The following is a 14966-nucleotide window of genomic DNA, read 5'->3' on the forward strand; positions in this document are numbered from 1 at the left end:
ATCAACACAAACTATCGGAAAGGATAAAATGAAATATTCCAATAACTATGATAATCATCAAAATTGTACCCGTAATTAAATGCGATATCTCCTAACACAGAACGATAACCCAATCCAAAATCAATTGCTGGAATCATATTATCATCACTTCTAAAATCCTTTAGTGCAGAATCACTAGTAGTTAACAAGCTTACTTTCCCTCTCACAAAAAAATCAGAACCAATCCGATAGCGTAAACCCGCTCCAAAATTATAATATGAATTTGCAATATATTGCCCGTAACCAACTCCTGCAACAGGTATAATACGAGTAAACTCCTCACTATGTATCCCTCCTAAAACATATCGATCTAGATGATTCATCTCATCTAGAGAAATCCCCATTCTAAACTCTCCAGTAAAAGTCCATCTCTTTATAAAAGTAACTGGCTTAACCACCAAGCAACTCCATTGTGAAAAGACCCCATAACGATCATCTGTCACATAATCAACATCATCAAAATTAACAGTACTTGTCACACTTGTTGGAATCTTAACACTATATGTTGCATCCACAAACCATCCTTTCTGAGGCAAAAAACTACGATCTAAAGCGTTATAAGTATATCGTAATTGTCCTATTACAGACACCTGTTTAATTTTATCTACAAACAGTAAACTAAGACCATCTCTTGGCTTAGAACGATCAAAATCAGCAATAGCGGATAATTGCAGACGTCCATTCTGTGATAAATAATAGTTTAAACTTAGATACTGCTTAAAATCCACTAAAGACATTGTCCCTAACTTATCATTCTCTTCATAAATGGGAATATGTTGATTATCAAACAATGACCTAAACTCTATACCAATATCTTTTTTTCTACCAAAATACAATTCATATGCACCTAAAAAATCGGGCGTAGAGGAGAGGTTTAAAACTGTCAACAATCGTCTATTTACTAAAGTTGAATCAAAATATTGATATTGAATAGCCATCTCAAGCTTTGTGCTATTATGATAAGCCAAACGAAAAGATAATTGCTGTGACTCTTTCTTATTGAAAGAAAATCGAAGAACGACCCCTGAGGAAGAATTTTCAAAACTACTCTGAACCCAATGAAATAAATTAGTTGCAACTAACTGACTATTCCATTTAGACAAAATTACATCATCCACAATTTGCCCCGGAGTAAAATCTAACCGATGATTAAATACATCTGCAGTTTCATTTGAAATACCATCATAAATAATACGTTGAACGACCCGAGAATGCACAACTTTTTCTTTAACTAAGGCATGATGAGGGAGAGTGTCCAAATCATTAACATACATACGCGCATCATCTTTTCCTATAGAAATTACTTCCGATGCTTTATTAAAGCTCATAATACTATATTCCTTCAAATTAGGTTGAATTAGAATATCAGCCTCATCCATTATACGAAATGTTTCATTACGACCATAAAGGGTGGATACTTTATTCAACACTCCAATCAAGCTATTCAACTGTTCTTCATCTGGATAATCTAAATATCCAACATTTACAGCAATCACAAAATCAGCTCCCATTCGTCTTACTTCTGCAATCGGCAAATTATCAATTACACCACCATCTACTAGAACTCGACTCTTGTATTTAACAGGAGAAAAAGCAGATGGAATAGCCATCGAAGCCCTCATCGCCATCGTAAGTTTTCCGTGATCAAAGATATAAGTTGAACCTGTTGTTAGGTCTGTGGTTATCGCATGAAAAGGTATTGGAAAGGCATTAAAATCTTCTGGCACCTCTCGTTTTGCGACTAAACTATCTAACATTCGTATAATATGTTGACCTTGAATAATCCCTGATGGTAGTTGAAACTTACGTCGTTTTAATGAGAAAGAGAACATCGTTCTTCCCAACACCTCTTTCTCCTTTAACTCTACACTATTTAATGGATAATAATCTGATAAAACTTTATCCCACGAGACAGAAGTAACAATTTTCCTCAATTCTGCACCAGAATACCCAATCGAATAGAGTCCACCAACAATACTACCCATGCTTGTTCCTGTGATGTAATCGGGACGTATTCCAAGACTATCAAGAACCTCTAGCACTCCAATATGAGCTAAACCTCTTGCTCCTCCTCCACTTAAAACTAATCCCAAACGTGGTTCTTTTCTTAACCGCTCATCCGCCTCAGCTGAAGTATAAAAATGAAGCAATAAAATCAACAAAAACACTTTGATATACTTAATCATAAAACATGACGATTTATTCCGAAATAACATATTTTCAATAAAAATACATAATATAAGTATACACCATCATTTTTGCAGTTAAAAGCTAATAAATTAAATTACAGCACACACTACGATCACACTCCATATCAAGATATACATCAAAAGCATACTCAAGCGATCAAACATAATTTAAGTAATTATTCTCGTACAACTAACAATGGGATTCGTGTATGTTCAAAAATATACTTTCGGATATTCACGGTAAATAGACCTTCCATAAAACTTTTTTGATGTCCTCCGATAACAATTAAATCAACTTTCATCTCTTCAGCATATTTGACAATCGCATTCTCAGGATCTCCTTGCAAAATAACAGTAGCAATATTTAAGTCTGGAAATAATCTCATATAATTATTCAACACTCCGCGTTCTTCTTTCTCCAGAATCACCTTACTCTCTTCAGGCAATACTCCCGAATCAATATCACCAATAGAATCTGCTTGATCAACAACAGAAACCAATATAACATCCGCATCTAATTGTATAGCCATCTTTACTCCTTTCTTCACTGCCCTTGCAGATTGAACACTGTCATCAACAGCAATCAACACTCGTCTAATTTTACTCATATCTTGAACTTTTAAGCCCTCACTCCAATTATAATACATGCTAAGCCTAAAATAAAACTTAGGCTAGCGTATAATGCAAAAGTTAACAACTGTCCTTTTTCAATTAAAACTAAGTTCTCATAAACGAAGGATGAGAAAGTTGTAAAACTTCCACAAAATCCAATAATACCAATATATCTTATTTCTTGTGAAAGAAAATAATCATTTTTGACTAATGTATAAAACACACCAATCAAAATACACCCTAACAAATTAGCAATCATAGTTCCCACTGGAAATGAAAAATCTACTCGCCGAAGTAAATACGCAATCAAAAATCGACATATACTTCCCAATGAACCACCTAAAGCAATATATAATAAATTGTGTCCCATTTGTATTACCTATTTTATCAACAATCTAAAACTATTTTACGAGAAATTAAATCATAATTTTATATTAAACAAATAAACGAGTAAATGATTTAGAAGATGATAAGAAGCTCAACCTTCTTTTCATAAAGGAAGACAATGCCTATTCAAACTGAAATCTTACTACTCTTTGTAGAGGCATTACTTTATTCGCATCAATCACCTCATCAAAACGAAGGTGGTCTCCTTCTCCACTAACCACAATACGTGAAGTAGTGATTCCCAAAAACTTTAGACACGAAGCCACTCGTTCGGCTCTCCTTTTAGAAAGATGCCTATTATAATTTGAATCTCCAATAGAATCTGCATACCCTTTAAGCTGAATACGATAATTGGGATGCTCTTGAAGAAATCCTGCAATTAAATCTATTTTCTTCAATTCACTATAAGTCATACGATCACTATCAAAATCAAAAAAGAGATAATCAATTCTAAGGTTAATACAATCTCTTCCAACCCAATATGTAGAAACTTCATTAGTATATCCATCGATGTCAACTTGTAATGGAATATCCATCAATACGCTTGAGAATTGCTGTTCAATTGTACAACCATCTTCATCATAAGTAAAAGCCTCTGTTACGGCATCTGGAGTTACAAAACTTAAATAACTCGAACGATCAACCTTGTCGATATCGTTCAATGACTTTCGCAATGGATCTGGGATGGGGACAACATAGGGTGAAACCCGTTCATTATCTCCTTTTACCACAACACCTCTTACACTACAACCCAATAACAGCTGCTCTTCTCGAAACAATAAAACCTCCTCGTATATAGAATCAGTTAGGACAGACATCTCTCTTTTCAGGTTATCATCATATACTTCAACATCACGACGAAAATGCCACAATTGATCCTTGCCTGTTCCCTCAAAACGATTTGACAAAAAATAACCTGTTGCGACAGAGTCTTCAATATAGCTAATATCATCACGTGAACTGTTTATAGGCTTTCCCAAATTCACCACCTTTGGGTCTTCAGAACCCAAAGAAACCATAAAAACATCATAACCTCCATAACCAATATGCCCCTTACTTGAAAAGAATAAAACACCATCCTTCTCATAAGGATAACCCTCGTCATAAATCGTATTAATTTCCTTTCCCATATTTATAGGATCGCTCCAACCGGTGGGCAGACACTCAACATAGTAGAGATCAAAACCACCATAACCTCCAGGCATATTGGACACAAAATACAACCGTCTACCATCAATACTCATAAAAGGATGGGTACAACCATATTCAGGATTATTAAAATCGAATGATTCTCCTTCTAAATGATCCTTGCGAAGATTCATCATATAGATATAGAGCATATTCTCCCCTCTACGACTGATCTTACCCGAACGTAAGGCCTTCGATGTTAAATATCGCTCCTTAGAAGCATTTCCACTATAAATCAGAACTGAATCTCCTAACTCTTGAGCTCTATTCAGATTAAATGGCCAAGAGTATGACTCCATATACAATGCACGTTCTCCACTTCTTAAATCAAACAGTGTCAATTCATAATCCACATCCTCCTCTTGAATAGACATTAACAAACGATCTCCAGACTTACTTATTCCATTTATTCGATAAGTCCCTTCTACGGGAATTTGAGACACAGAAATAAATCGATCACTTAAAACCTCCTGTCGACTCCAAATACATGACGCAACCAAATCTTCTGGAACCTGTCCCATAGAACGATACACATGCTCAGCCTCTTCATAACGCCCCAACAATCGCAAAACATTACCATAATCTAACATATAAGTGGACGAGAATGGCCATAAGAGCGATCGACTTCGACCATAATAAAACGCTGCCTGAACTGGATCTTGTAAATGTGAATAACTATGTGCCAACATCAATTCAATATCAACATCTTTTGACGAAACATCTAGCGGTGTGAAAATATCAATCACTTCGGTATAGAAACCTTCTTTGTAGGCTGTCAATCCCTTCTCATATAACTTGCGCTGACCAAAAGTCATTAACGGAACAAGCAAAAGAAAAAACAATAAATATCTAGTTAAAATTCTTATCATCGCAAACTCTTTTTATGTATTTAAAAACTAAAAACGGGGACTTTGAATTCGAATCCTACGCTTATTATTCCGCTTAAATGCATAAATAAGCATTACTTCATGACTACTAAAATGATCATGAACAATAGAACTATTCTGATAAGCATAACACAACTTTAAGTGTTCCGTTAACCCCACATTAAATAGAGCAAAAAACTCCTTGCGTGAACGATAAGAAAAACCAACGCCCAATCGACCTTTCCAACCCAACATCGCATTCAAATCATACTCTACAGGGAGACTCGAAACATAACGGATCAACATGGAGATATTCAAATGAAAATCATCACTCAAAGGATACTCATAACCTCCTTGAAAATATAGATGCACCTGTTGTGCATCAAAATTGGTCGTAACATCCTCTTCACCGCCAACCAAACGCACTTCACTAGTTAACATACTTGGAATAAAAATAGAAAAATAGAACCTCGGCATAAAGTAATAAATACCCAACTGGAAGTCTGGTGTAAATGTTGAAGTAACATCTGCTGAAAACAGATCATCATTCGATTCTCTTGTGATCACCGAACTATAATCAACATTTTGCAAAACGCCACCGCCACTTATTCCAAAAGACAGATAGTGGTTCTTCTGCAATTTTAATCGATACGAATATGAAGCAAAAACACGCGTCTCTTTATGGACCCCAATTTCTGACTGGGTTAAAGTAAAGCCTAAACCCATCTTTTCAAAAGGAATAGACGCATTCACACTATATACACGAGGGGCTCCATCAACGCCAACCCACTGTTGACGAACCAAACCCGCGATACGAATATCATTATAGCTCCCGATAGCAGAAGGATTAAAAAAAGCTTGATGATACATATACTGACCGATCTCAATATAGTTCTGACTAAAAACCCGACCTCCTATAGTCACAAAAAGTATTATAGTGATTATCTTTATTGGTAACTTCATATTACATCCGTTTTGTCTGCTTTAACATTATCATAGATATCCAACACCATATATCACTGTGTCTTTAATTCGATAAAACCTTTATCTATATCACTACTATTTGAAACATCTTTATAGAATATATAAAAATAGGTCCCATCTTCAAGCAACTCTTCACCCTGAAGATCGACCCCTTGCCCTGTTCTTCCATCCCAATTATTTTGATAAGGAGTGGCATCATATAGAATATTACCAGAACTATCAAAAACAACAAAACGACTATTAGGATAAGATAATGCTCCTCCTATAACATAGATATCATTTACACCATCATCATTCGGGGTAAAACCTGTTGGAAAAACAACCTCACTATTCACCGAGGTCGAATAAATTGTTACTTCTCCTATTGAAGATCCGCCCTCACTCAAAAGCAAGCCATCGGAGTTACTAATACGCTTTAGTCCTTGCCAATAACTCCCCATATTATTCCATACAGCAAAACCACTTGAAGATAATCCGTTCTCTTCATGATCAAAATAATTAAAGGACAAGGTCGAGATAGCTAAATGTGGACTTACTTCATAGTTACGTAACACACTTCGATTACCTTCACTGTACAATTCCATGTTTCCGCGTGAAATGGACACCTGAGATACATCCTCTATAGGAAGAAAACTTAAGCCAAGATTACCTGGACTTACATTAACATTAGAAGAGACTGGGCCTTCATAGAAAATACGACCAGTAGAAGAGGAGAAGATATAACTATCTTCTCGCTCATTCAATAATACTCCACTTAGGCTTAAATTATAAGTCCCAACATCTAAAACCCCACTTCTAAAACTTATATCTCCGAGAACAGTCAAATCACTCTCAAAGAATCCACTTCCATCCAATATCAAATTCTGGAAACTTACATTTCCTCCTACAGCACCTTCTATCATTTGCCACCGAAGAATCACTTGAGAAAGATCCTTCGAGCGAAATTCACCATCAGATTCTAAATGGGTATCATGCAATATAAAATAGCTTGACCCTCGTACTGTTGCAACCCCATCTTTCACATAAAAGCCTTGACTAAATGAAGATGACGAAATCAAAAATGATAATACTATGAAAACTAACAAACGATTCATAAACACATTAAATTACAAATAAGTTTATATCTCATTACTTATATACATATACACGACAGGGATTCATTTATGTAGTTCAATTACCAACTAATCGTAACCTGTCCATTTCCAGCTCGCACCGCATTACCAGTTGTTGTATTACTCGTCGTATATACACCTTGTCCTCCAACATACCCAGAACCGCCACCGCCACCGCCGTGTGTATTTCCAAGTCCACCGCCATACCAGCCGCCACCGCCGCCGCCATACCAGCCGGAAGTCATTCCTGAAACAGCACTAGCTCCATTTCCCAAAGATCCATTAATTGATCCACTACCACCTGAAATCTGAGTACCTCCATTTCCTCCACCATATGAGCCGCCTGCAGAACCTCCTGCTGTTCCACCACCTGTACCACCATAGCAATTCGAATTATTAGTAGCACCACCACCGCCACCAGCGACAATTACTCTATCATTTAAGCTTGTACCTCCGATTCGGATATCTGAGGCACCACCACCGCCACCACTTCCACTAATAGAGTTGTTTCCCATTCCGGCACCACCTCCATTATAAGCTATTGTGCCTGGTGTACTTGCGGCAAACAGTCCTTGTCCAACTTGTCCAACATAAACATAAATTATAGTTCCTGGAGTAACTGCAACATCTGCTTTGGAGTAGCCACCTAAACCGCCAGAATTAGTACCTGACCATCCTTGAGCTCCCCACGCAGAAACAGTAACTGAAGTTACTCCTACAGGAACTTCAAACAACTGTACTGATCCAGTATATGAAAATGTCTTTGAGCCAGTTGCTATTGCTAAAAACGGCTGAAAATTAAACCACTTAACCCCATCAGAAACCAATTTCATCCAATTATTATTCATTTCTGTTCCTAATATTGCTGAGGTAGTTTTATTCACTGAATCATACCATATCTGCTGTGAATTACTTGTATTAACTGTAACAGATTTATTTGACATATTCTTAATGATAAACTCTTTACCTGATACACCTGAAGCTAAGGGTAAGGTCATCGTTGCATCAGTTGCTCCTGTATAAACTACATACTTATCCTCTTCTAAAATACTATATGACGAAGTTACAGTGGTTATATTAGATTGAATTCCTGACATTCCTCCAATCACAGTCCAAACAGTTCCATTATAGTAATTATATTCATTTGTTGAAGTATTATAAAGCATCAGTCCAGCTGCTGGAGTTGTAATAACATCACGTTGAGTTTCTGTCATACGTGGGATCAATATCCCTTTGCTACTACTTGAAATATTCAATACTGCTGAAGACTCATTACTTCCTGTTCCAACCGTCAAACCGCCAGAAACACTTACATCTGAATTCGCAGTTAACTTCTCATCAACTGTTAATTTCTTATTAATGGTAACATCACCTAAAGTTCCTATAGACAAACCCTTATCTGTCCCATCATGACTTAACCAATGTGATCCCAAATCAATATTCTGAGTCGCTTCATGACTCCCTAGATTATCCTTCAGTCCCGACAAATCGACACTGTTTCCATTTAAAATGCTTAAACTTGTACCCGAGAAACTCAAGGTCTGATCATCAGTATTGATACTACTAATATCAATACTATTTCCTCCACTTAGAGCCAAACTACTCGATGTTAAACTCAAAGTCTGACGATAAGGTGACAAATCAACTGTCGTTGCATCATTGGTTAAACTTAAAACATCTGTTGCCAAACTCAAATCCTGAATATCTGACATCGATAGATCAACAGTATTACCTCCTGTAATACTCAAGTTGTGACCAGAAACAGACAACAACTGCTCATCCGTATTATCTAAATAATCAGACAAATCAACTGACGTAACATCACTTGTTAAACTCAATGTATTACCGACCAAAGAAAGATCTTGATTATCTGTATTATCCAAGTATACAGACAGGTCAACATTATTACCATTACTTATCCCTAAGATATTTGTAGATGAGGTAAAGGTCAACGTCTGGGCATATTTACTTAAATCGGCGGATGTTGCTGAACGGGTTAATGTCAACGTATTTCCCGTCAAACCTAACTCCTGGCTATCCGTACTTGCAAAACCACTTAAATCAACATTGTTCCCATTAGAGATAGACAACTGAGTACCAACCAAACTCAACGACTGTTGATCCGTATTATCTAAATATTTACTTAAATTTATTGTAGATCCATTCAATGATAAGGACAAATCATTACCCGTTAAATTCAAATTCTGCAACTCATTCTGTGGATCTGAATCTCCTTCGATATTTTCTATAAACTCCTCCTCCCATCTCGAACCATTCCAAACCAATACAGTACGTGAGACTCCTGTAGCATTTTGTAACTTCGTATAAGTCAAACTATGGTCTTGAACCTTATCTGCATTGACAGAACCAGATCCCAAATGACTATTAAGAACTGTACCCGAATTTAATATTACCACACCACTACTCGTTACGCCAATCGCACCAGTTAGAGTCTTACTCTCCCAATTACTACCATTAGCTACGATTACATTACCTCCAGTCTTGTCCGAACTATTGATGTCTGAAATATCATTCAAACTAGAGACACTCTTATCAATCTGACTCCATGTATAGTCTCCTGATTCGGCAGTTATAACTCCGGTTCGTCCAAAAACAGATATCACATTGTTCGTATTACTAATCTTACTCCAACCTGAAGAGGTACCTAAAACAACATCTCCTGAATTAAAGTCTACATTACCACTGCCTAAATTAACAGTACCATTCTGTGATGCGACATAATACTTTCCTGAAATACCAGTGTCCCCATCACTCAATGTTGGTGTATTGGTACTAGGATCCCAAACACCTTGATAATCTAAGGTCCCTGTTATAGGGGCTGGATCCCAACGGCTTCCATTCCACTGCAATACTTCATCTGTATTCGCGGACATAGAAGAGAGTTTCGTTCCATCAACACTACCATCTGCTAATTTCAAGGTAGTAATAGAACCATTCATCAATTTACTACTAGTCACAGAACCATCCTTTAACTTACCCTCTGATATTGCACCATCCGAGATATCAATAGTTTGAATAGACAAATCTGCAATATCTGATGACACAACGGATCCATCAGATATCTTTTGGCTCGTAATCACATTATCCTTAATCGTTAGATCGCCATTACTATTTAATGTAGCATCCCCGCCAATAGAAACAGTAGCATTGCCTGAGCTTGTTCCGATAAGCAACTCTCCACTTAATAAAGTATTTATCTTTTCTGGCGTAACCGATGCGTTAGCCAACTCACTAGTTCCGACAGTACCTGCACCTAAATCAACATCAGCAGCAATCAATTTTGATGCGGTTACCACTCCTGTAAACACGGCATTACCATTACTATCAAAACTCAATCCTTTATCTTCAACACCATAGCCAATCTTATTTGAACCCAACTTTAACTTCTCTGTAGCCTGATGATCCCCTAGATTATCACGAAGTGGCGATAAATCAACGGTAGTACTACTTCCTGAAATGCCCAAACTATTACCACTTAGACTTAAATCTAACAGACTACTGATATCCACTCCTGTCCCCTCACTAATCTCAACACTACTCCCATTCAAACTTAAACTTTGACGATAAGGACTTAGACTAACTGGACTTGGATCATTGGTCAAACGCAACTCATCCCCAACCAAACTTAAATCTTGATTATCCCCTGTTACAATACTCGATAAATCAACCGTATGGATTCCACCACTTATAGATAAAATGTTTCCTATCAAAGCCAACTCTTGATTATCCGTATTATCCAAATACTTATTCAAGTCAACCAGTGAAGCTGTATTAGAAATCTTCAACTCATTACTACTATTTAATGACAGCGTCTGAGCATCGGTATTGTCCATATATTTACCCAAATCAACCGAAGAGTGATCTTGGGTCAATGACAATACATTTCCTGTTAAAGAGAGGTCTTGCACTACGGACTGTGCAAGATTGTAAAAGTCAATACTGTTACCATCTTCAATACTCAACACTGTACCTGTTAAGGTCAGATTCTGACCATCTGTATTATCTAAGTATTTGCTCAAGTCAACACTTGTTGCATCATTCGATAAACTCAAACTATTGTCTGTTAAAGTCAGATCCTGATTATCCGTATTATCTAAGTATTTACTCAAATCCACCGTAGCACTTGTCTTGGTCAATCCCAACAGATTGGCAGAACTCAACGTAGGATCTTGAATCTCATCTGAGACCAAAGTACTTAAATTAACCTCTTCCCAAGCTGTGCCAGACCACATTAAAATAGTTCCTGTGGTTCCCGATGCATTCTGTAATTTGTTGTAGGTAATACGTTGATTCTCGATGATCGTATTACCATTACCATCCATTAAAACATCTCCCTTCAAGGAACTACTGACCCATTGACTTCCATTACCAAGCAAAACATGGCCTGCATTAGGAGTAGAACTCAAAACTTCACTTAGATCTGATAAAAACGAGGTACTCTTATCAATCTGTGCCCATGTATAATCTCCTGATTGTGCTGTAATTACTCCCTTCCGCCCAAATACAGTATTTACTTCATTCGAATTATTTACACGATCCCACTTGCTTCCATCATACAAAATCCAATCTCCTGCAGAGAAACTCTGTGGTCCAGAACCAAAATCTTGGGTTCCTGAGGTAGACACCACATAAAAATCACCTTCAGAACCGTTACTGTCACTTACAGATGGAACATTGCTTTGGGCACTCCATGTACCTTGATAATTCAAAACACCTCCAAAACCACTAGGGACCCAAACAGAACCATCCCACCTCAAATAGTCATCCGTATTGGCATTCATTCCAGACAACTTACTTGCCGTAATTTGACTATCTCCGATCTTTGATGTGGTTACAGAACCATCAAATAACTTGGAACTAACCACCGCACCATCCACAATATTTGTAGCAGTAACGGAATTCGGTGCTAATTTATCACTACTTACAGAACCTGACGCGAGCTTAGCACTTGTAATACTTTCATCCTCAATCTCAGATGTATTTATGGCTCCATTTCCCAATGCTATATCTGTTGCAATAACCTTGGGCGCTGTAACAAATCCTGTAAAAGTCGCGGATCCATTACTATCAAATCCCAAACCCTTATTATCCGATCCAAATCCAATCTTATGTGTTCCCAAAACAATCTGTTGTGTGGCAACATGATTTCCTAGATTATCCTTGATCGGTGTCAAATCAACACTATTACCTCGCTCAATACTCAATACACTGCCATCAAAGCTAAGGCTTTGATCATCTGTATTATCGTAATATTTACTCAAATCAACAGTAACACCACTCTTGGTCAATCCCAAAATATTAGAAGAGCTAAGCTGCAAATCTTGTAGATCATTACGCAATAAGGTCTGTAACTCGGTTTCCTGCCATGAATTACCATTCCATAACAAAATGGTACCATTGGCCCCGGATGCATCTTGTAACTTACTATAAGTAATATGCTTCGACTCAATGGTCATCTTTCCATTCGAATCCATTGAAAGATCTCCGTGGACAGAACCACTATTCCAATGCGTTCCATCTCCTAATAAGATAAAACCTGCTGATGGATTCGCACTACCCACATCACTTAAGTCCGACAAAAATGAACTTGTCTTATCAATTTGTGCCCATGTGTAATCACCCGTCTGGGCTGTAACTTCGCCTTTTCGACCAAAAACAGAATTGACTTCACTAGAATTGTTTACGCGCTCCCACTTTAAACCATCATATAATATCCAATCACCTGGTGAAAAACTGATCGATCCAGAACCAAAATCTTGCGTTCCTGATGTCGATACAACATAGAAATCCCCCTTCGAACCTGTGCCATCAACAATCGAAGGAACATTAGAAGAAGCACTCCATGTTCCACTATAATTCAATACGCCTCCAATACTACTAGGCACCCAAACAGATCCATCCCACTTCAAATACTCATCCGTACTGGCATTCATACTGGAAAGACGATCCGATGTCACCTGTTGGAAACCAATTTTACTACTCGTTACAGATCCATCTGCTATCTTAAGTGTCGTAACAGCTCCATCTTGCAGCTTCACTTCAGAAACCGACCCAATTCCAATCTTTCCTTCTGTTACGGAATTATCCGATAGATGACCCGTCTGTACCGATAAATTTTGAATCTTAGTACCAGTTACCGATCCATTTGCCAATTTGGGGGTTGTCACAGATCCATCTTGCAATTTTAAAGAGTTAACCGCATTATCCTGAAGGTTAAATGTCCTCACCGCCCCTTCTTGCAACTTATCATGATTTATCGAAAGATCCATCAATTTCTGTGTAGAAACCGAACTGTCTGCCAATTTGGTCTCTGTAACAGAACCTTCTCCTATTTTTGAAGTAATCACAGATCCTGAAGAGAGTTTTGCACTTGTCACAGAACCATCAAGCAATTTTGACTCTGAAACGGAATTGTCTGCCAATTTAGTTATACTCACGGAACCATCTGCAATCTTATTATTGGTAACAGAACCATTGGCTAATTTATTACTTGTGATAACACCATCAACTAATTTTGAATTACTAACGGAATTATCTTGCAATTTACTTTGAGAAACGGCATTATCTGAAAGCTTACTATTATCAATAGCACCAGCAGCTATTTCTGTCCGATTAATGCTTCCATCTGGAAGAACAATATCTCCTAAAATAGTAACTACATTACTAAATAATACATCACCATTACTGCTTATACTGATTCCTTCATCATCTCCATCTCCACTTATATAGTGAGAAAAAAGTATGATATTCTTGGTCGCTTCGTGATTACCTAAATTATCTTCCAACGGAGACAGATCAACACTATTTCCTGAAGAGATAGTCAATGTCGTACCATCCAAGGTCAAGGTCTGAGCCCCTAATGTCCCAGAAGGTAATTCTACAAAGCCTCCTCCTTTAGACAAAGTGATTACATCGTCTGAAATACTTAATACTTGAATCTCATTGGTCGGGTCAAAATCCTTATCATTGACATTCGTTCCCAACTGCTCCCAAGCCGTTCCATTGTAATAATAAAAACCAGATTGCCCATTGGTTTGATAAACCAAAAGACCTATGGATGGTGTAACAACAGCATTCCTCTCATCACGTAACATCCTAGGGATCAAAAGTCCTTTACTATTGGATTGAATCTCCAAAGCGGCACTAGGATCTGGAGTAAAATCACTTGCTCCGATACCAACACTTTGCCCATACAAAAATGGGGCCTGAAGTAAAAATAAAAGAAGGATATAGATACGTTTCATAAATAATTATTTAGTAGTTGACAAATTATGTTACAGTGAAACATTTATTATGAAACATTATAACATCGAATAAAGTTTTCAACTATTCAATGTTTTTTAACACCGAATACTAAACACACTAAACCCACTACAAGGCATCCAATAACGAACACAGGCTAGAACGTTATTTTATAAAAAAGTATTTATTTCATAAAAAATTATGACACGGTATTTCAGGGAGTAAAAACACAAAAATTAACAATTCAATATAAATATATCCGTTACACGGTTTACCACACAACAGGCATATTAATCATAACAAAGCCTCTGAAACACATAAAATTG

Annotated in this window: 7 protein-coding genes; all 7 read right to left on the bottom strand. The window is 37.1% G+C overall.

Features of this window, described 5'->3' with window-relative positions:
* Window positions 1-11 precede the first annotated feature (11 nt).
* The 7 genes from K5X82_03465 to K5X82_03495 all read right to left on the bottom strand — a co-directional run bounded on the left by K5X82_03465 (window position 12) and on the right by K5X82_03495 (window position 14642).
* Window positions 12-2225, bottom strand: coding sequence for a patatin-like phospholipase family protein (locus K5X82_03465; protein QZT37966.1), 2214 nt, complete (start codon window positions 2223-2225; stop codon window positions 12-14).
* 179 nt (window positions 2226-2404) lie between these two features.
* A complete protein-coding gene (locus K5X82_03470; GenBank protein QZT37967.1) occupies window positions 2405-2836 on the bottom strand; it encodes a universal stress protein in 432 nt (143 codons plus the stop codon).
* 11 nt (window positions 2837-2847) lie between these two features.
* Window positions 2848-3210 carry a fluoride efflux transporter CrcB gene (gene crcB / locus K5X82_03475; GenBank protein QZT37968.1) on the bottom strand — a complete coding sequence of 121 codons (363 nt, stop codon included), beginning with the start codon at window positions 3208-3210 and terminating at the stop codon, window positions 2848-2850.
* 139 nt (window positions 3211-3349) lie between these two features.
* Window positions 3350-5284: an OmpA family protein gene (locus tag K5X82_03480; protein ID QZT37969.1), complete on the bottom strand. Its 1935-nt coding sequence runs from the start codon at window positions 5282-5284 to the stop codon at window positions 3350-3352.
* Between the two features lie 27 nt (window positions 5285-5311).
* Window positions 5312-6244, bottom strand: coding sequence for a type IX secretion system membrane protein PorP/SprF (locus tag K5X82_03485; GenBank protein ID QZT37970.1), 933 nt, complete (start codon window positions 6242-6244; stop codon window positions 5312-5314).
* Window positions 6245-6297: 53 nt separating this feature from the next.
* The gene (locus tag K5X82_03490; GenBank protein ID QZT37971.1) at window positions 6298-7359 is read right to left on the bottom strand and encodes a gliding motility-associated C-terminal domain-containing protein; all 1062 of its coding nucleotides are present in this window, start codon (window positions 7357-7359) and stop codon (window positions 6298-6300) included.
* A gap of 80 nt (window positions 7360-7439) precedes the next feature.
* The gene (locus K5X82_03495) at window positions 7440-14642 is read right to left on the bottom strand and encodes a hypothetical protein (protein QZT39163.1); all 7203 of its coding nucleotides are present in this window, start codon (window positions 14640-14642) and stop codon (window positions 7440-7442) included.
* Window positions 14643-14966 lie beyond the last annotated feature (324 nt).

It is taken from the genome of Prolixibacteraceae bacterium (genome assembly GCA_019856515.1).
Lineage (GTDB): Bacteria > Bacteroidota > Bacteroidia > Bacteroidales > Prolixibacteraceae > Halosquirtibacter > Halosquirtibacter xylanolyticus.